This is a genomic window from Streptomyces sp. NPDC051133 (assembly GCF_040682635.1).
Classification (GTDB): domain Bacteria; phylum Actinomycetota; class Actinomycetes; order Streptomycetales; family Streptomycetaceae; genus Streptomyces.
Genome location: NZ_JBFBBK010000044.1, coordinates 20,252 through 38,064 on the forward strand (window position 1 = coordinate 20,252; position 17,813 = coordinate 38,064).

The 17,813-nt window shown below is 71.0% G+C and carries 16 protein-coding genes and 1 pseudogene; 4 read left to right on the forward strand and 13 right to left on the reverse strand.

Going from position 1 to position 17,813, the window contains the following annotated elements; genetic code table 11:
* Positions 1 to 15: 15 nt before the first annotated feature.
* From AB0N17_RS33895 to AB0N17_RS33915, 5 genes are all read right to left on the reverse strand, one after another.
* The gene (locus AB0N17_RS33895) at positions 16 to 801 is read right to left on the reverse strand and encodes an alpha/beta fold hydrolase (RefSeq protein WP_366015437.1); all 786 of its coding nucleotides are present in this window, start codon (positions 799 to 801) and stop codon (positions 16 to 18) included.
* A 131-nt stretch (positions 802 to 932) separates the two neighbouring features.
* Positions 933 to 1,175, reverse strand: coding sequence for a DUF5302 domain-containing protein (locus AB0N17_RS33900; protein ID WP_366015439.1), 243 nt, complete (start codon positions 1,173 to 1,175; stop codon positions 933 to 935).
* A gap of 99 nt (positions 1,176 to 1,274) precedes the next feature.
* On the reverse strand, positions 1,275 to 2,690 hold the full coding sequence (locus AB0N17_RS33905) for a DEAD/DEAH box helicase (protein WP_366015441.1): 1,416 nt from the start codon (positions 2,688 to 2,690) through the stop codon (positions 1,275 to 1,277).
* Positions 2,691 to 2,795: 105 nt separating this feature from the next.
* A complete protein-coding gene (locus AB0N17_RS33910) occupies positions 2,796 to 3,284 on the reverse strand; it encodes a GNAT family N-acetyltransferase (RefSeq protein WP_366015442.1) in 489 nt (162 codons plus the stop codon).
* A gap of 216 nt (positions 3,285 to 3,500) precedes the next feature.
* Positions 3,501 to 3,923 carry a secondary thiamine-phosphate synthase enzyme YjbQ gene (locus AB0N17_RS33915; RefSeq protein WP_366015443.1) on the reverse strand — a complete coding sequence of 141 codons (423 nt, stop codon included), beginning with the start codon at positions 3,921 to 3,923 and terminating at the stop codon, positions 3,501 to 3,503.
* A 188-nt stretch (positions 3,924 to 4,111) separates the two neighbouring features.
* Between AB0N17_RS33915 and AB0N17_RS33920 the strand changes: the two genes are divergently transcribed.
* Positions 4,112 to 6,082 carry a potassium transporter Kup gene (locus AB0N17_RS33920; RefSeq protein WP_366015444.1) on the forward strand — a complete coding sequence of 657 codons (1,971 nt, stop codon included), beginning with the start codon at positions 4,112 to 4,114 and terminating at the stop codon, positions 6,080 to 6,082.
* 140 nt (positions 6,083 to 6,222) lie between these two features.
* Here AB0N17_RS33920 and lysA read toward each other — a convergent pair whose 3' ends face one another.
* A complete protein-coding gene (gene lysA, locus AB0N17_RS33925) occupies positions 6,223 to 7,557 on the reverse strand; it encodes a diaminopimelate decarboxylase (protein WP_366015445.1) in 1,335 nt (444 codons plus the stop codon).
* A 14-nt stretch (positions 7,558 to 7,571) separates the two neighbouring features.
* Positions 7,572 to 7,907 (reverse strand): SAV_915 family protein, encoded by a 336-nt coding sequence (locus tag AB0N17_RS33930; protein ID WP_366015446.1) that lies wholly within the window; start codon positions 7,905 to 7,907, stop codon positions 7,572 to 7,574.
* Between the two features lie 319 nt (positions 7,908 to 8,226).
* On the opposite strand from AB0N17_RS33930, the gene AB0N17_RS33935 reads away from it, so the two are divergent.
* The gene (locus AB0N17_RS33935) at positions 8,227 to 8,793 is read left to right on the forward strand and encodes a universal stress protein (protein ID WP_366015447.1); all 567 of its coding nucleotides are present in this window, start codon (positions 8,227 to 8,229) and stop codon (positions 8,791 to 8,793) included.
* A 5-nt stretch (positions 8,794 to 8,798) separates the two neighbouring features.
* On the opposite strand, the pseudogene AB0N17_RS33940 reads toward AB0N17_RS33935, so the two are convergent.
* The 5 genes and pseudogenes from AB0N17_RS33940 to kdpF form a co-directional block, all read right to left on the reverse strand.
* Positions 8,799 to 9,251: pseudogene (locus tag AB0N17_RS33940) on the reverse strand (ATP-binding protein); the annotation flags it as partial.
* 266 nt (positions 9,252 to 9,517) lie between these two features.
* The gene (locus tag AB0N17_RS33945) at positions 9,518 to 10,225 is read right to left on the reverse strand and encodes a potassium-transporting ATPase subunit C (RefSeq protein WP_366015449.1); all 708 of its coding nucleotides are present in this window, start codon (positions 10,223 to 10,225) and stop codon (positions 9,518 to 9,520) included.
* Between the two features lie 5 nt (positions 10,226 to 10,230).
* On the reverse strand, positions 10,231 to 12,357 hold the full coding sequence (kdpB, locus tag AB0N17_RS33950; protein ID WP_366015450.1) for a potassium-transporting ATPase subunit KdpB: 2,127 nt from the start codon (positions 12,355 to 12,357) through the stop codon (positions 10,231 to 10,233).
* Entirely contained in the window at positions 12,354 to 14,018 is a 1,665-nt protein-coding gene (gene kdpA / locus AB0N17_RS33955) for a potassium-transporting ATPase subunit KdpA (RefSeq protein ID WP_366015451.1), read from the reverse strand. Before kdpA ends, kdpB begins: the two co-directional genes overlap by 4 nt.
* Positions 14,019 to 14,026: 8 nt before the next feature.
* Complete coding sequence (gene kdpF, locus AB0N17_RS33960) at positions 14,027 to 14,116, reverse strand: K(+)-transporting ATPase subunit F (protein WP_016434100.1); 90 nt, start codon at positions 14,114 to 14,116, stop codon at positions 14,027 to 14,029.
* A 929-nt stretch (positions 14,117 to 15,045) separates the two neighbouring features.
* On the opposite strand from kdpF, the gene AB0N17_RS33965 reads away from it, so the two are divergent.
* Entirely contained in the window at positions 15,046 to 15,504 is a 459-nt protein-coding gene (locus AB0N17_RS33965) for a DoxX family protein (protein WP_366015452.1), read from the forward strand.
* Positions 15,505 to 15,746: 242 nt separating this feature from the next.
* Entirely contained in the window at positions 15,747 to 16,823 is a 1,077-nt protein-coding gene (locus AB0N17_RS33970; protein WP_366015454.1) for an NAD(P)-binding domain-containing protein, read from the forward strand.
* A 12-nt stretch (positions 16,824 to 16,835) separates the two neighbouring features.
* Here the strand turns inward: AB0N17_RS33970 and mltG are convergent, their stop codons facing one another.
* Positions 16,836 to 17,771, reverse strand: coding sequence for an endolytic transglycosylase MltG (gene mltG, locus AB0N17_RS33975; protein WP_366015455.1), 936 nt, complete (start codon positions 17,769 to 17,771; stop codon positions 16,836 to 16,838).
* Positions 17,772 to 17,813: the final 42 nt, after the last annotated feature.

A 17,813-nucleotide genomic window follows, 5' to 3' on the forward strand; every position in this document is an offset into this window, starting at 1 on the left:
CGGCGCGGGGTTCCGTCAGGCGGTCGCGTGCCGCCGCGCGGCCCCGGCCTCCCCGGCCACCGCCCGGATGACGTCGAGGAGGGGTGCGCGGTCCTCGCGGAAGTAGAAGTGACCGCCGGGCAGGGCCAGCCGACGGGTGATGCGGTCCAGGTGCCGGGCCCAGCCCGCGCTCTCGACGGCGAGGCGGTCCTGCTCCCCGGTGCCGCACAGCAGTGTCGCCGGAACGTCCAGCGGGGGCTCCGGCTCGTGGACGTACGTCTCGAAGACGCTGATGTCGGCGCGGAGCGGGCCGAGGACCAGTCGGCGCAGCCGCGCGTCGGCGTGCACCTGCTCGGGCAGCGGACCCCAGCGCGCCTCGGCCGCCGTGATCAGTTCCTCGTCGGAGAGGGTGTGCAGCGACCCGGCCGGTCCGCCGGTGCCGAAGGTGTGCGGGGCGGGGCAGGAGGACAGGATCAGATGCTCGGGCAGATCGCGTCCCTCGCGGCGCAGCGCCCTCGTCGTCTCGTACGCCACGAGGCCGCCGAAGCTGTGGCCGAGCAGCACATAGGGCACGGTGAACGCGGACTGGGAGACCAGGTCGGCGACGAGGGGGCCGATCGCGGTGTGCGCGGGCTCCGCGCGGCGCGTGGAGCGGCCGGGCAACTGTACGCCCCACAGCTGCACTTCCGTCAGTTCTTCCGCCCACACCAGGTATTCGGCGCTGGAGCCGCCCGCGTGCGCGAAGACGTAGACGTTCACCGGTGCCTGGGGGCGCTCACGGCGGCGGACCAGCCAGCGCGCCGGTCGTGTACGGGGATCCATGGGCACCTCGGGACGGTGAGGGGCGGCCCGGCCACCGACCGGACCGCCACGGGATCACCAGGTCTACCATCACCCGCCGCGGAGGATGGCGCGAGTGCCGGTGAAGCCGTCAGATCTCGGGACTCACCGACTCAGCCGCCGCTCTTGCGCCTGAACGACCGCTGGCTCGCAGCCGGGCCGTGCGCCGAACGCACTTTCGACGCATCGGACTTGGCGGCAGTGTCAGCGGCGTCCGCCTGCGCACCGCGCTTGCGCGCCAGGGCTTCGCGGAACTTGCGCTTGAGGTCGTAGTTGCCGTCGCCGTCCGGCTGCAGAGGGGGCGTCTCGGGGGCAGCAGGCTCCGAACCTTCGGTAGACAAGGGCTCTGCTGTCATGGTGACCTCCTGGGTTCGGGGGTGGGCAGGCACAGCTTGTCATGCTGGGCGCGGTGCGAGGCGCCGGCGACGCCATCCAGGCTGCCGGGACAACGGCTCTCAGCCGTTGCGACGCACGAGGGCGGCCCTGCGGGCCTCGGCGAGCTTGCGGGCCTCGGCCGCCTTTCGGGACGTGCCGCCGGCACCGCGGGAGGTGTCCTTGCTGGTGCCGAGACCGCGGAAGGGAGCGTTGGTGTTCTTGGGCCGGGGGACGGCGGGCCCCCCGTCGAGCGGGATCCCGGAGGGAGCCTTGGCGCCGGTGATCCGGGTCAGTTCCGCCTCGCCCGAGCGCACCTTGGTGACGGTCGGCTCGATGCCGGCCCCGGCCATCATGCGGCTCGTCTCACGGCGCTGGGCCGCCAGCACGAGCGTGACCACGCTGCCGGACTCACCGGCGCGGGCGGTGCGGCCCGCCCGGTGCACATAGTCCTTGGCGTCGGTGGGCGGGTCGACGTTGACCACGAGATCGAGGTCGTCGACGTGCAGGCCGCGGGCCGCGACATTGGTCGCCACCAGAACGGTGATCTGGCCGTTCTTGAACTGCGCCAGGGTCCGTGTGCGCTGTGGCTGGGACTTACCGCTGTGCAGGGCTCCGGCGTGCACCCCGCTGGCCCGCAGATGCCGGGTGAGCTGGTCGACGGCGTGCTTGGTGTCGAGGAACAGCAGTACGCGGCCGTCGCGGGCGGCGATCTCCGTGGCGACGGCGTAGCGGTCAGGACCGTGGACGACCAGAACGTGGTGCTCCATCGTCGTGGCCGTGCCCACGGCCGGGTCGACCGAGTGGACGACGGGGTCGTGGAGGTAGCGGCGGACCAGCTGATCGACGTCACGGTCGAGCGTGGCCGAGAAGAGCATCCGCTGACCGTCGGGGTGCACCTGGTCGAGCACGTCGGCGACCTGCGGCAGGAATCCCAAGTCGCACATCTGGTCGGCCTCGTCCAGCACGGTGATTCTCACCCGTCCCAGGCGGCAGGCGTTGCGCTCGATCAGGTCGTGCAGGCGTCCGGGGGTGGCGACGACCACCTCGGCCCCCTGGCGCAGCGCGGCGACCTGCCGACCGATCGACATGCCACCGACGACCGTGGCCGTCCGCAGCCGCAGTGCCTCGGCGTACGGCGCCAGCGCCTGGGTGACCTGTTGGGCCAGCTCCCGGGTGGGCACAAGGATCAGAGCCAGGGGCTGCTTCGGTTCGGCGCGCCGCCCGGCCGTACGTGTCAGCAGCGGCAGGCCGAAGGCGAGCGTCTTGCCCGATCCGGTGCGCCCGCGTCCCAGGATGTCGCGCCCCTGCAGGGCATCGGGCAGTGTGGCGGCCTGGATCGGAAAGGGTTCGCGCACCCCGAGTCCGCTCAGTGTCCGCAGCACCTCCGCCGGCAGTTCCAGACCGGCGAAGGAGACGGCCGGGGGCAGCGCCGGGGTCGTCGCCCCTGGCTGGGCGGGGCTGCTGTGAGCGATGCCGGAGTCATTGGGGTGCTTCATGAACAGCCTTCCGCAAGTGAACGTACCGAGGAAGGCCCGGCAGGTAGCACGCAAAAGAGCGATATTAACACAGGGCCCGTCCGGTGGCTCCTGCGGCACACCGCGTCATCCCGAAGAAATCCGAAACTCGAATTCGGGACGGTCCCACGGCACGGCGGGCGGGTTCGCCAAGGCGGTCCCGGTGCGCACCGCACCGACGCGGTGGTAGAAGTCCTCGGCGGGAAGGTGCGACACGACCTTGAGACGGTCGATCCCGGCGGCACGGGCCTCGGACTGCATGTGCGCGACGAGCATCCGTCCGATACCCCGTCCTTGCACTTCGTCGGCGACGAACAGCAGGTCGAGCTCCGGTGGCGCGAGGACGAGCGAGTAGAACCCGAGGACCCGGCCTGCGTGCTCGTCGGCGCCGACGGCCACAAAGGTGCGGTGGGCCTCGATGTAATCAGGACCGACCCGGTAGCCCGCGACTGCGGATGCGTACTTTCCCTCGTAGGCGCCTGAGCCGCGCACGAGCCGCGTGAGCCGTTTGGCATCCCGCGCGACGGCCCTCCGTATCGTGACCGGCCGGCTGACCGGGGAAGTGCGTGAACCCATCGGGAGAGTATTTCGCACCGGGGAGTGCCTCCGTGCGGCGGGTCGGCTCCTTGGGCAGGCGTTCCTGCGGCTCGGTGATGCCGAGGATGCCTCCGAGCCTGCCCTCCCGATCGGGTCCGTCGGAGGCCCGGAGTACGCGCACTTCTCCGAAGAGCGGGAGGGCGTCTGCCATCTTGGAGGCAGTCCTTTCCGATCACTTGGTCGTGGGCACATGCATCAGCCGAGGAAGCTCAGCCGGACCTTGCGTTCGGGGTTGTCCTTGTTGGTGTCCACCAGGCACACCGACTGCCAGGTGCCCAGTTCCAGGCGTCCGCCGATCACGGGCAGGGTGGCGTGCGGCGGGACGACGGCCGGCAGGACGTGGTCGCGGCCGTGGCCCGGGCTGCCGTGCCGGTGCTGCCAGCGGTCGTCGGCGGGGAGCAGGGTGTGCAGGGCGGCGAGGAGGTCGTCGTCGCTGCCGGCGCCGGTTTCGATGACGGCGATCCCGGCGGTGGCGTGCGGGACGAAGACGTTGAGCAGTCCGTCCCGGCCGGCCGCGGCCTCACGCAGGAACTCCTCGCAGTCACCGGTGAGGTCGACGACCCGTTCCCGGGATCCGGTGGAGACGTGCAGCATGCGGGTGGTGAAGGCATCTGACATGCCCCCATCCTGACCCCTGCGCCCGGTTTCACACCCGGTGGCGCGGCCCACGAAGGCGGCGACGCCCGCCCGGGCCACTCATGCGGAACTCTCCGGCGCGCGCTGCGGACGGTCGGGCGAGTGATCGGTATGGTCGCGCCGTAAGTCATCCGACCTGCAGCGCAGTGGCCCGAGCGAAGAAGGATGCCATGGCCGATCCCCGGCACGGGGCCCCGTCCGGCGGCGGATCCCCAGCCCTGCCACCCGGGGACCGTGGTCCGAGCGCACACGGCACCGTGCGTCTCGCGCTGGTCGTCGGTGCTCTCGGCGTCGTCTTCGGTGACATCGGGACCAGCCCGATCTACACCCTCCAGACCGTGTTCAACCCGAGCGACCCGCACCCCGTCCCGGTCGGCACGCAGAACGTGTACGGCGTGGTGTCGCTCGTGTTCTGGTCAGTGATGATCATCGTGACGGTCACCTACGTACTGCTGGCGATGCGCGCCGACAACGACGGCGAGGGCGGCATCATGGCGCTGATCACCCTCGTACGGCGGTGGGGCTCGCGGCGTGGCCGGCGGGCCACGGCCGTCCTCGCGGCGCTGGGCGTCTTCGGCGCTTCGCTGTTCTTCGGCGACAGCATGATCACTCCGGCGATCTCGGTGCTCTCCGCCGTCGAGGGACTCAAGGTCGTCCAGCCGTCCCTGGAAAGCGCGGTCGTCCCGATCACCGCGGTGATCATCGTCCTGCTGTTCCTCGTGCAGCGCAGGGGAACCGCGGCGGTGGGCCGGATGTTCGGGCCGGTCATGGTCGCCTGGTTCGTGGCCATCGGGGCGTGCGGTGTGGCCGGCATCGTCGGCCATCCGACCATCCTCAAGGCGCTGTCGCCGTCGTACGCCCTGGGTTTCCTGACCGGTCACTTCGGCACCGCCTTCTTCGCCCTGGCCGCGGTGGTGCTCTCGGTCACCGGCGCGGAAGCGCTCTACGCGGACATGGGGCACTTCGGCCGCCGGGCCATCACGCGCGGCTGGATGTTCCTCGTCCTCCCGGCGTGCGTGCTGAGCTACTTCGGCCAGGGCGCACTGATCCTGGCCGATCCCCGCAACATCAGCAGCCCCTTCTTCCTGCTCGTGCCGGACTGGGGCAGGTGGCCGATGGTCCTGCTGGCGACGGCTGCCACGGTGATCGCCTCGCAGGCGGTGATCACCGGTGCGTACTCGGTCACCTCCCAGGCCGCCCAGCTCGGCTATCTGCCGCGGCTGCGGATCGCGCACACCTCCGAGTCCACGATCGGACAGATCTACGTCCCCTGGATCAACTGGCTGCTGATGGTCTCGGTCCTCACCCTGGTCTTCGCCTTCCGCAGCTCCACGGCGCTGGCCTTCGCGTTCGGCATGGCGGTCACCGGCACCATCACCATCACCACCCTGCTGTTCTTCTGCGTCGCCCGTGCCAAGTGGGGCACGCCGAAGTGGCTGACCGTCGTCGGTGCGACCGTGCTGCTCTTCGTGGACCTGCTGTTCGTGGCGGCCAACGTGACGAAGCTCCTCCACGGCGCGTGGCTGCCGCTGCTGATCGGCCTGACCGCGTTCACCGTCATGACCACCTGGCAACGCGGCCGCGAACTCGTCACCGCCGCACGCGTACGCGAGGAGGGTCCGCTGCCCGAGTTCGTCGACCGCCTCCGCAGTGGCGAGGTGCAGACGCTGCGGGTTCCCGGCACGGCCGTCTTCCTCAACCGGGGCAAGCAGACCACGCCCCTGGCCATGCGGGCCAACGTCGAGCACAACCACGTGCGGCACGACCAGGTCGTGATTCTTTCCCTGGAGACCGAGCCGGTGCCCCGCGTCCCGGCCGACCGGCGGCTCGTCGTCGATGACCTCGGCTACGCCGACGACGGGATCATCCATGTCACCGCCCGGTTCGGCTACATGGAGACCCCGGACGTGCCCAGCACCGTGGCCCTGCTCGAACCGGCTCGGACCGAGGGGCCGTTGCGGCTCGACCAGGCGTCCTACTTCCTGTCGAAGATCGATCTCCGGCGGGGCAAGGCACCGACGATGGCACCCTGGCGCAAGCGACTGTTCATCGCCACCTCGTACATCACCGCGGACGCCGCCGAGTACTTCGGCCTGCCCGGTGACCGCACGGTCATCATGGGCTCGCACATCGAGGTGTAGGCACCGGTCGGCGATCGTCCGCACGGACCCCGGCACGGTGTGCCTCCGCTGCGGTCGTGCGCCTCCCGGTACGGCCCGGGCGGGTCGGTCGGCGAGGGAGGGAGGACCGGCCCGCCCGGGAGCTCAGGAGTGCGGGTGGATCACAGGCCCACGTCGCGGCGGCGGATGTCCTCCAGGGATTCCCGGCGGACGAGGAGGCGGGCGTGCCCGTCGCGTACGGCGGCCACGGGCGGGCGGCCGACGAGGTTGTAGCCGGAGGCCATGGACAGGTGATAGGCGCCGGCCACGGGTACGGCGAGCAGGTCGCCGGGGTGGACGTCGGCGGGAAGGTCCACGTCCGCGGCGAGGACGTCGCCGGCCTCGCAGTGCCGGCCCACCACGGTCACCCGCGTGCGGTGGGCCGTACCGGCCCGGCCGATCAGGCGGGGTGCGTAGCGGACTCCGTAGAGCGCCGGGCGGGGGTTGTCGCTCATGCCGCCGTCCACGGCCACGAACACGGTGTCTCCGGTGTGCTTCACGGACAGGACACGGTAGAGGGCGACGCCGGCCGGGCCGACGATCGCCCGGCCCGGTTCGATGACGAGGCGGGGCACGGGGAGTCCGGCCGCGGCGCAGGCGGCGTCGAGTTCGGTGCGGACCTTGCGGGCGAGAGCGGTCAGGTCGAGGGCGGGCTCGCCGGGGCGGTAGGCGATGCCGTGGCCGCCGCCGAGGTCGAGTTCGGGCAGGACCAGGCCGTGCTGCTCGTACAGACGGCTCATCAGGCCGACCGTGCGGCGTACCGCGACCAGGTACGGCTTGACGGTGGTGATCTGTGAGCCCAGGTGGCAGTGCAGTCCGGTCAGTTCGAGCTGCGGCTGGTCGAGGATGCGGGCGATGGCGTGCTGGGCGTAGCCGTCGGCGGTGGACAGCCCGAACTTCTGGTCCTCGGTGCCGGTGCGGATCTTGTCGTGACCGCCCGCGCTGATTCCGGGGATCACCCGGACCATCACCTTCTGGTGGCCGTCCGGTCCGACGGCGGCGGCGAGCCGCGCGATCTCGGCGGGGCTGTCGATGACGATGCGTCCGACGCCGAGTCGCAGGGCGGTGTCCAGGTCGCGCGGCGACTTGGCGTTGCCGTGGAGGACGATCCGCTCGGGCGGGAAGCCGGTGGTGACGGCGAGTTCGAGTTCTCCGGCGGAGCAGACGTCGAGGCCGAGGCCCTCCTCGTCGATCCAGTGGGCCATGGCCCGGCACAGGAACGCCTTGGCGGCGTAGAGGACTTCGGCGTCGGGGAAGGCGTCGTGGTAGGTGCGGCAGCGGTCGCGGACCTCGGCCTCGTCCAGGACGTAGACGGGGGTGCCGAAGCGGTCGGCGAGATCGGCGAGCGGTACGCCGCCCACGGCGAGGCGGCCCTGGCGGGGCTCGGTGGTGGAGGCCGGCCAGACCGACAGGTCGGCGGCCGTGACGGCGGTGGCGGGCTCGTGAACCGTGGTCATCGTGGTGTCCCCTCTCAGGCGGTCCGCAGCGCGAAGACGCGTGCCGGTGCGGGCATCGGCCTGGCGGCCGGGGCGGTGAGCTGCGGGTCGACCGTGAGCACGGTGACGCCCAGCGGTGCGGTCAGTGCGCGCAGGGCGGGTTCGGCGAGGCGGATCCACGCCTGGCCGGCGCCGAGGGTGGCGGTCAGCCGGTGCTCGGAGGTGAAGCCGACGGCGGTGCGTTCGCCGAGCGGGGTGCGGAAGAGGCGGGCCGCGCATCCGGAGGGGCCCGGCCGGACGGGGACGTACAGGGGTCCGGCCGGGAGTCGATCGGAGGGCTCGGGGTCTTCGCCGTAGGGGAGTTGTGCCATGGGATGCCTCCGTAAAGGCCGTGAGCGTGGGATCTGGCAGACCCGGGACGCGGGGAGGCGGACCGGGGCTCGCTGTCGACGTTATGCCCCGGACCCCCGGTTCCCGGACCGGTCCTGACGGGACGCTGACGAAGGTCCGGCCGACCTTGACGGGATGCTGACAGCCCTGGTGGCGGGGCGGGGAAACCGCCGTCAGAAGGGCGCCAAGAACGGGCGTGCGGGCTGTTCGAAGGCCTCGGGACGGAGGTGAGATGGAGCGGTTCTGAGAAGGATCGCCGACCGGGGACACTTCGGTCGGCGAGTGCAGAAGGCGGAAACGATGTCCGAGACCCGCACGCCCCCGACCGCCCGTGTCGTGGTCGGGGTGAGCGGCTCGCCGGGGAGTCTCACCGCCCTGGGCCGGGCCGCTGACGAGGCCCGGCACCGGGGAGCCGAGCTGTGGCCGGTCCTGACGTGGCAGGCGCCGGAGGGAGATCTCGCCGCCCGGAGGTTCCCGGCCGCGGCCTCCATGGTGCCGGAATGGGAGCGGCTGGCGCGGGAACGGCTGGTGGGAGCGCTGCGGGACGTGTTCGGCAGCACCGGTACCGGGCTGCCCGGTCAGGCGCTCGTCGTCCGGGGCGCCCCCGGACCGGCACTGGTACGGACCGCCGACCGGGACGACGACATGCTGCTCGTCGGCGCCGGTGGCCGGGGCCGGCTGCACCGGGTGCTGCGACCGTCGGTCAGCCGCTACTGCCTCGCCCACGCCGGCTGCCCCGTCCTCGCGGTGCCGCCCTCCCCGCTGCAGGCGACGCTGGCGGCCGTGCACCGCCGCAACGCCCTGCGGCTGCGCCTGGACACCGGCCACCTGGAGCGGGAGTTCGAGACCGCGCCGCCCGACGCCTGACGGTCTCAGGAGGTCGCGGCCGCGGGCAGGTCCGGCCGCCGCCCCGGCCGCCCGCGCTCCGGTGCCGTGGGCACCGCGAGCACCATCGTGAGGCCGCCGCCCGGCGTGTCCTCGGCGCGCAGGGTGCCGCCGACGGTCTCGGCGAAGCCGCGGGCGAACGCGAGGCCGAGGCCGCCGCCGACCCCGCGGGGCGAGTCGCCGTACCGCTGGAACGGTTCGAAGACGCGGTCCTTGGCCTCGTCCGGGATCCCGGGTCCGCGGTCCACGACCCGCAGCTCGACCCGGTCGCCGAGGGCACTCGCGGACACCAGCACCCTCTCCCCCGGCGGGTTGTACTTGACGGCGTTCTCGACGACGTTCGCGACGGCCCGTTCCAGCGGTCCCCGGTCGACGTGGGCCATGGGCAGCGTCTCGGGGATGTCGAGTTCCACGCCGTCCTCGGGGACACCGCCGAGTGCTGCCGTGCGGCGGCCGGCCGCAGGGCGGTGGCACCGTCGGGGGCCGCGTCCACGCCGTGGTGACGTGTCTGCAGGTTGTGACGAGGGCCCGTACGAGCTGCGGGTCGTCCTCCACGACGAGCACCCGGGTCATGGCTGTGCGCCTCTCCTGTCGTACGTCGGGCCGTGGCCGCCACGAGCGGGGCGACCGGCGTCATGGCGGCGGGAGCCGGCGGAACCGGGATGCCACCCGGACCGCCGGCTCCGTCGTGTATCGCGTAAGACCGTCATCGCTTCGCTGTGAGGTCCTTGAGTGCGATGTTGAGCTGCAGGACGTCGACCCGCGGCTCGCCGATGAAGCCGAGCGAGCGGCCCTGGGTGTGGTCCTCGACCAGCTTCTCGACCTGCGCGACGGACAGACCGTTCTCAGCGGCGACCCGGTGGACCTGGAGTTCGGCGTAGGCCGGGGAGATGGCCGGGTCCAGGCCGGAGCCGGAGGAGGTCACGGCGTCGGCGGGCACCTGGGAAGGCGTCACCGTGTAGCCGGGGACCGAATTGTCTTTGACGACGGCGGCCTTGGCGGCGAGCACCTGGGCGCAGAGCGTGCCGTCGTCGGGCTTGGCCGGGCACGTGCCGTTCACCGCACCGCTGTCGGCGGCCAGGTTGGTGGCGCCGGACAGGATCAGCTTGTACTGCGTGTTGACGCTGTTGGCGCCGAGGCCGTTCTGCGGGCGGCCCTGGAACCACTTCAGGTCCGGCTCCGGGGCCGTCCGGCCCTTCTTCAGCGGCAGGTTGTACGACTGCCCGATCAGGGACGAGCCGACGACCCTGCCGTCCGCCTTGATCTCGGAGCCGTTCGCCTTGTCGCTGAACAGCCCCTGGGCGATGCCGGTGACGACCAGCGGGTAGATGACGCCCGTCACCAGGGTCAGCACGAGCAGCGCCCGCATACCCGCCCCCAGCAACCGGGCCGTGTTCACAAAGGAGTTGTTCATGGCGATCAGCCGATTCCGGGGATGAGGGAGATGAGCATGTCGATGATCTTGATGCCGATGAAGGGCGCGATGAGGCCGCCGATGCCGTAGATGCCGAGGTTGCGCCGCAGCATCCTGTCCGCGCTCATCGGCCGGTAGCGCACGCCCTTCAGGGACAGCGGCACCAGCGCGATGATGATCAGGGCGTTGAAGACGACGGCCGACAGGATCGCGGAGTCGGGCGAGGACAGGTGCATGATGTTCAGCTTGTCCAGGCCCGGGTAGACCGCCGCGAACAGCGCCGGGATGATCGCGAAGTACTTCGCGACGTCGTTGGCGATGGAGAACGTCGTCAACGCGCCTCGTGTGATGAGGAGTTGCTTGCCGATCTCGACGATCTCGATGAGCTTGGTCGGGTTGGAGTCGAGGTCGACCATGTTGCCGGCCTCCTTGGCGGCCGACGTGCCGGTGTTCATCGCCACGCCGACGTCGGCCTGGGCGAGGGCGGGCGCGTCGTTGGTGCCGTCACCGGTCATCGCGACCAGCTTGCCGCCGGCCTGCTCCCGCTTGATGAGGGCCATCTTGTCCTCGGGGGTGGCCTCGGCGAGGAAGTCGTCGACGCCCGCCTCCTCGGCGATCGCCTTCGCGGTCAGCGGGTTGTCACCCGTGATCATGACGGTCTTGATGCCCATGCGGCGCAGCTCCTCGAACCGCTCCCGCATGCCCTCCTTGACGACGTCCTTCAGGTGGATGACACCGAGCACCCGGGCGCCGTCGACGTCCTCGATCGCGACCAGCAGCGGTGTGCCTCCGGCCTCGGAGATGCGGTCGGTCAACGCCTGGGCGTCCGCGGCGACCTCGCCGCCCTGTGCCTCGACCCAGGCGATGACGGAGGCGGTGGCGCCCTTGCGGATCTTGCGGCCGTCGACGTCGACGCCGGACATGCGGGTCTGGGCGGTGAACTCGATCCACTCGGCGTGCGCCAGTTCGCCCTGGTGGCGTTCGCGCAGCCCGTACTTCTCCTTCGCCAGGACGACGACGGAGCGGCCCTCGGGGGTCTCGTCGGCCAGCGAGGACAGCTGGGCGGCGTCGGCGACCTCGGCCTCGGTGGTACCGCGCACCGGCAGGAACTCGGCGGCCTGCCGGTTGCCGAGGGTGATGGTGCCGGTCTTGTCCAGCAGCAGGGTGGAGACGTCACCGGCGGCCTCGACCGCACGCCCCGACATCGCCAGCACGTTGCGCTGCACCAGGCGGTCCATGCCCGCGATGCCGATGGCCGAGAGCAGGGCGCCGATGGTGGTCGGGATCAGGCAGACCAGCAGGGCGACCAGCACGACCATGGTCAGGTGGGTGCCCGCGTGGTCCGCGAGCGGCGGCAGGGTGGCGCAGGCCAGCAGGAAGACGATGGTCAGCGAGGCGAGCAGGATGTTCAGCGCGATCTCGTTCGGCGTCTTCTGCCGGGCCGCGCCCTCGACCAGGCTGATCATCCGGTCGATGAAGGTCTCACCGGGCTTCGTCGTGATCTTGATGACGATGCGGTCGGACAGCACCTTCGTACCGCCGGTGACGGCGCTGCGGTCACCACCGGACTCGCGGATGACCGGGGCGGACTCGCCGGTGATCGCCGACTCGTCCACGGACGCGACCCCCTCGACGACGTCGCCGTCGCCGGGGATGATGTCGCCGGCCTCGCAGACCACCAGGTCGTTGATGGTCAGCGCGGTGCCGGGGACCTGCTCTTCGGTGTCTCCCACCAGACGGCGGGCGATCGTGTCGGTCTTGGCCTTGCGCAGGGTGTCGGCCTGGGCCTTGCCGCGGCCCTCGGCGACCGCCTCCGCCAGGTTGGCGAAGATCACGGTCAGCCACAGCCAGGCGCTGATGGTCCAGCCGAACCAGTCACCCGGGTGCTGGAAGGAGAACACCGTGGTCAGGACCGAGCCGATCCACACCACGAACATCACGGGGGACTTGACCATCACCCGCGGGTCGAGCTTGCGGAACGCCTCCGGCAGTGACTTGAGCAGCGCCTTGGGGTCGAAGAGACCCGCTCCGACACGGCCCTCGGCGGCGGTGTGCCCGATCGGCGCGTCCTGATGCGGCGCAAGGGTGGGAGTGGACATGGAGTCCTCGTGGTTTTCCGTTCGGGTGGTCATGACGCCAGCCCCTCGGCCAGCGGACCCAGCGCGAGGGCCGGGAAGTAGGTCAGACCGGTGATGATCAGGATCGCGCCGACCAGCAGGCCGGTGAACAGCGGCTTCTCGGTGCGCAGGGTGCCCGCGGTGACCGGGACCGGCTTCTGCTCGGCGAGGGAGCCGGCCAGGGCCAGGACGAAGACCATGGGCAGGAAGCGGCCGAGCAGCATCGCGAGTCCGGTCATGGTGTTGTACCAGTCGGTGTTCGCGTTCAGGCCGGCGAAGGCCGACCCGTTGTTGTTCGCCGCGGAGGTGAAGGCGTACAGCACCTCGGAGAACCCGTGCGCTCCGGAGTTGAGCATGGAATGCGGCGGGGTCGGCAGCGCCATGGAGGCCGCGGCGAAGACCAGCACCAGGGCGGGGGTGATCAGGATGTAGCAGGCGGCGAGCTTCATCTCCCGGCCGCCGATCTTCTTGCCCAGGTACTCGGGCGTACGGCCGACCATCAGACCCGCGATGAACACCGCGATCACGGCCATGATCAGGATGCCGTAGAGGCCGGAGCCGGTGCCGCCCGGCGCGATCTCGCCCAGCATCATGCTCAGCATGGTGACGCCGCCGCCGAGGCCGGTGAAGGAGGAGTGGAAGGAGTCCACCGCACCGGTCGAGGTCAGCGTGGTCGCCACCGCGAAGATCGACGAACCGCCGACGCCGAAGCGGACCTCCTTGCCCTCCATCGCACCGCCCGCCGCCTGCAGCGCCGGACCGTGGTGGGCGAACTCGGTCCACATCATCAGGGCGGTGAAGCCCAGCCAGATGGTGAACATCGTGGCGAGGATCGCGTAGCCCTGCTTCACGCTGCCGACCAGCACGCCGAAGGTGCGGGTCAGCGAGAACGGGATCACCAGGATCAGGAAGATCTCGAAGAGGTTGGTGAACGGGGTGGGGTTCTCGAAGGGGTGGGCGGAGTTGGCGTTGAAGTAGCCACCGCCGTTGGTGCCGATCTCCTTGATCGCCTCCTGCGAGGCGACCGCGCCACCGTTCCACTGCTGCGAGCCGCCCATGAACCGGCCGACCGCGTGGATCCCGGAGAAGTTCTGGATCGCCCCGCAGGCCACGAGGATCACCGCGGCGACGACGGCCGTCGGCACCAGGATCCGCAGGGTGCCGCGCACCAGGTCGGACCAGAAGTTGCCCAGCTCACCGGTGCGAGAGCGCGCGAAACCCCGTACCAGTGCCACGGCGACGGCGATGCCGACCGCGGCGGAGACGAAGTTCTGCACGGCCAGACCGGCGGTCTGCACGACGTGCCCCATGGTCTGTTCGCCGTAGTACGACTGCCAGTTGGTGTTGGTCACGAACGACACGGCCGTGTTGAACGACTGCGCCGGGTTGACCGAGGAGAAGTGCAGCGAGCCGGGCAGTACGCCCTGCAGCCGCTGCAGCAGGTAGAGGAAGAGGACGCCGACGGCGGAGAAGGCCAGCACACCGCGCAGATACGCGGGCCAGGTCATCTCGGCGTCGGGGTCGGCACCGATGGCCTTGTAGATCCACTTCTCCACCCGAAGGTGCTTCTTGGAGGAGTAGACCCGGGCCATGTAGGTGCCGACGGGGACATGGACGAGCGCCAGCGCGCCTATCAGGGCGAGCAGCTGAAGCACGCCTGCGAGTACGGGACCCATGTGGTGGCTCAGAACCTCTCCGGGAAGATCAGGGCGAGGACGAGATAGCCCAGCAGGGCGACGGCCACGACCAGGCCGACGATGTTCTCGGCGGTCACAGCTTCGTCACCCCCTTGGCGACGAGGGCCACCAGCGCGAAACCCGCGAGCACGGTGACGACGAAGGCCAGATCGGCCATCGCTGACTCCTGGAGTGAGGTTCGGTTGAATCGGACGTGTTCGAGGAAAGCGCGTCTGTGGCCTGTTCTGGTCGCCCGTTGACGGCCCTCTTACGGCGGCCCCGTCACCTTTGACGGGTCTCTTACGGCCGCTGATCCGTACCGGCCGCCGGGCCGCTCCGATCGGCGGTCCGGGCGTCGCCGTAGAAGCCGACCGCCTTCGTATGGGGCGTCCGCAGGCGCCCCTTCCCCGCATCGCCGCTGGACAGCAGCATGTTGGCGGCCTGGGCGTCCATGTCGTTCAGGGCCAGGTCGAGGTCGGCGGCGCCGGTGGTGCGGGGGGGCGTCGCGGTCGGCCACGCCGTTCCAGGTGCCGTTCATGGCCGGTCCGGCCGCGAGCAGGAGCGCGGCGAGGGCGGTGGCGAGCAGGACCGAGGTCGCGCGCAGAAGACGCAGCCGCGCGGGCACGGATGCCCAGTAGCGGCGGCGCAAAGCGGCCCGCGCGGCCCCGGTCCGTCACCCCGGGCGCAGCCACCGACGAACTGACGGCGGTACGGCAGTACGACGGCATCTCCTCCCACCTGGTCCTGCGCGACATCCACGGCCACCGCCTGGAACTCGCCCCCCGCACCCTCACGGCCAACCCCCTGCTCCGGCATGAGCTCGACACAGGAGTCCACCGCTCCCCTGCGTCGACTCGGGCAGGACCCGCACGACGGCCGAGCCGACGGCGCAAGGGACATGCCTCAGAGGAAGTTCAGAGCTTCCGGCGTCTGGCGCTCTCCCGCGTCCCGAGCTAGATGTGGGATGTCATGCTCATGACCGAATCCTGACCGCCGCCAGGCTTCGCGGACCTGAGGAGTAACCCCCATGAACTTCTCGTCGACGCCCACGTTACGCACCGTGCGTCCGGTCGTGCAGGCAGCATTCCGCCTGGTGACCGGGTTCCTGTTCGCCTGCCACGGCGCGGCGTCCCTGTTCGGCGTCCTGGGCGGAGCCCACGGCGGCGGCACCGTACCCGCCCTGCAGTGGCCCGGATGGTGGGCCGCGCTCATCGAGCTGGTGGGCGGGGGCCTGGTGACCCTCGGCCTGTTCACGCGGACGGCGGCCGTCGTCTGCTCCGGATCCATGGCCTACGCCTACTTCAGCGTTCATCAGCCGAACGCACTGTTCCCGATCGACAACGGAGGTGAGCCGGCCGTCATGTTCTGCTGGACGTTCCTTCTCATCGCCTGCCTGGGCCCCGGCGCCTACGCCGCCGAGACTCTGCTGAGGAGAGGCGCACCAGCCGGAGCGGACGACGGGGTGACACCAGTCCCCACCTCGTAGTCCTCACGACCCCGTAGTCCTCACGACCCCGTAGTCCTCACGTCCGGCCCTCCGCCGGACGTCGGGCGAGCGCGGGAAAGCCCCTCGGCGGATACCGGGGGGCTCTTCCCCTGAGTCCGTCACCCGTGCAGCCTCCCGGCCGATCGGGAGCCGCCGTTCACCCGGGGATCCTCCGTGGTGCGCCCGTTCGCACAAACCGAGTGCCCCGGAAGATCCGCACCCTCCGCCCTGTTGGTAGAAGCGTGAACGAAACGCGTGAGGTCGAGGTCGTCGTCATCGGCGCCGGTCAGGCCGGGCTGTCCAGCGCCTACCACCTGCGGCGCACCGGCTTCGTGCCAGACCGCGACTTCGTGGTCCTCGACCACTCCCCCGGGCCGGGCGGCGCCTGGCAGTTCCGGTGGCCCTCACTGACGTACGGCAAGGTGCACGGGATGCACGCGCTGCCCGGTATGGAGCTGACGGACGCCGATCCGGAGCGCCCGTCGGCGGAGGTGATCGCCGAGTACTTCGACCGGTACGAGCGCGCCTTCGACCTGCGGGTACGGCGGCCGGTGGACGTACGGACGGTCCGCCAGGGGGACGGCACCCGGCTACTCGTGGAGACCTCGGACGGGAACTGGTCCACGCGGGCGCTGATCAACGCGACCGGCACCTGGGACCGGCCGTTCTGGCCCCGTTATCCCGGCCAGGAGACCTTCCGCGGACGGCAGTTGCACACCGCGCAGTACGCGGGGCCGGAGGAGTTCGCCGGGCGGCGGGTCGTGGTGGTGGGCGGCGGCGCTTCGGGCACCCAGCACCTGCTGGAGCTGACCCCCTACGCGGCTGCCACTACCTGGGTCACGCGACGGCCTCCGGTGTTCCGTGAGGGACCGTTCGACCAGGAGGCGGGCCGCGCCGCGGTCGCGCTGGTGGAGGAGCGGGTGCGCCAGGGGCTGCCGCCGCGCAGTGTGGTCTCGGTCACCGGGCTGCCCCTCAACGACGCGATCCGGCGGGGCCTCGCGGACGGGGTGCTGGACCGGCGGCCGATGTTCGACCGGATCACCCCGGAGGGCGTGGCATGGGACGACGGCCGGCAGGTGGGCGCCGACGTCATCCTGTGGGCGACCGGGTTCCGGGCCGCGCTCGACCACCTCACCCCGCTGCGGCTGCGGGAGCCGGGCGGCGGGATCCGGGTCGAGGGCACCCGGGCGGTGGCCGATCCGCGTGTCCACCTCGTCGGTTACGGCCCCTCGGCCAGCACCGTGGGCGCCAACCGGGCCGGACGCGCGGCCGTCCGGGACATCACGCGGCTGCCGGCCGAGGAGCAGACCGCCGCGTGACGCCCCGCCGGATCAGCGCACCGCGGGCTGGGAGGAGGCCGGGGGCTGCGCCGGGGACTGGCCCGGCGACCGTTCGGGTGACTGGCCCGGCGACTGCTCCGGGGACTGCGACGCCGCGGCGCTCTCGCGCAGGGCGTTGAACTCCGCCACGTTGCGCAGGTGCGTCGCGTAGTCGGTGGTGAAGCGCGTGTCCCCCGGCTTGATGGTGACGAAGTACAGCCAGTCGCCCGGTGTCGGGTTGGTGGCGGCGCGCATCGCCTCCTCGCCGGGGTTGTCGATCGGGGTGGGCGGCAGGCCCATGCGCTGGTAGGAGTTGTACGGGCTCGCGATGCGGGTGTCGTCCTCGGTGGTGCGCAGGGTGGTGCGGTTCAGCGCGTAGTTGATCGTGGAGTCCATCTGCAGCGGCATCCCGCGCTGCAGCCGGTTGAAGACGACCCGGGCGACCTTGCCCATGTCCTCCTTCGTCGCCGCCTCGGCCTGGACGATGCTGGCGACGGTGACGATCTGGTGCAGGCTCATGGCGTTGTGCTGCGCGCCGGCCGCGACCGGCACCCCGCCGAACTTCTTGTCGGCGGTGTCGACCATGAACCGCAGCAGGGATTCGGGCGTCGTGCCTTTCGGGAGCGGATACGTGGCCGGGAAGAGAAAGCCCTCGGGGTTGCCCTTGGCATCGCCGGGCAGCTTCAGCCCGGCCTTGCCGACGGACTTGCGGGTGCTGCCGGCCGGCAGCTTCAGCGCCCTGTCGATCGCGTCGTAGACCTGGCCGGCGCGCCAGCCCTCAGGGATGACCAGCGTGGCGGGTGGCGCTTCCGCCTTCGGCTTGCCACCCAAGGTCAGCAGCGGCACCACCACGGCGGTACCGGCCACGACGGCGCCGGCCACGAGGAGGGCGAGTCTGCCCCGCCGGGTCAGTTGGATCGTGTTCCATGGCGGAAATTTCATCTGCATGCGGGCACGGTAATACGCATATCGTCATAAACCCGGCATTAG

Coding starts and splice junctions, on each gene's coding strand:
- AB0N17_RS33920 (WP_366015444.1), top strand. CDS start 4,112: ATGGCCGATCCCCGGCACGGGGCCCCGTCCGGCGGCGGATCCCCAGCC.
- lysA (WP_366015445.1), bottom strand. CDS start 7,557: ATGACCACGGTTCACGAGCCCGCCACCGCCGTCACGGCCGCCGACCTG.
- AB0N17_RS33910 (WP_366015442.1), bottom strand. CDS start 3,284: ATGGGTTCACGCACTTCCCCGGTCAGCCGGCCGGTCACGATACGGAGG.
- AB0N17_RS33905 (WP_366015441.1), bottom strand. CDS start 2,690: ATGAAGCACCCCAATGACTCCGGCATCGCTCACAGCAGCCCCGCCCAG.
- kdpA (WP_366015451.1), bottom strand. CDS start 14,018: ATGGGTCCCGTACTCGCAGGCGTGCTTCAGCTGCTCGCCCTGATAGGC.
- kdpB (WP_366015450.1), bottom strand. CDS start 12,357: ATGACCACCCGAACGGAAAACCACGAGGACTCCATGTCCACTCCCACC.
- AB0N17_RS33915 (WP_366015443.1), bottom strand. CDS start 3,923: ATGTCAGATGCCTTCACCACCCGCATGCTGCACGTCTCCACCGGATCC.
- AB0N17_RS33965 (WP_366015452.1), top strand. CDS start 15,046: ATGAACTTCTCGTCGACGCCCACGTTACGCACCGTGCGTCCGGTCGTG.
- AB0N17_RS33935 (WP_366015447.1), top strand. CDS start 8,227: ATGTCCGAGACCCGCACGCCCCCGACCGCCCGTGTCGTGGTCGGGGTG.
- mltG (WP_366015455.1), bottom strand. CDS start 17,771: ATGCAGATGAAATTTCCGCCATGGAACACGATCCAACTGACCCGGCGG.
- AB0N17_RS33900 (WP_366015439.1), bottom strand. CDS start 1,175: ATGACAGCAGAGCCCTTGTCTACCGAAGGTTCGGAGCCTGCTGCCCCC.
- AB0N17_RS33895 (WP_366015437.1), bottom strand. CDS start 801: ATGGATCCCCGTACACGACCGGCGCGCTGGCTGGTCCGCCGCCGTGAG.
- AB0N17_RS33930 (WP_366015446.1), bottom strand. CDS start 7,907: ATGGCACAACTCCCCTACGGCGAAGACCCCGAGCCCTCCGATCGACTC.
- AB0N17_RS33945 (WP_366015449.1), bottom strand. CDS start 10,225: ATGAACAACTCCTTTGTGAACACGGCCCGGTTGCTGGGGGCGGGTATG.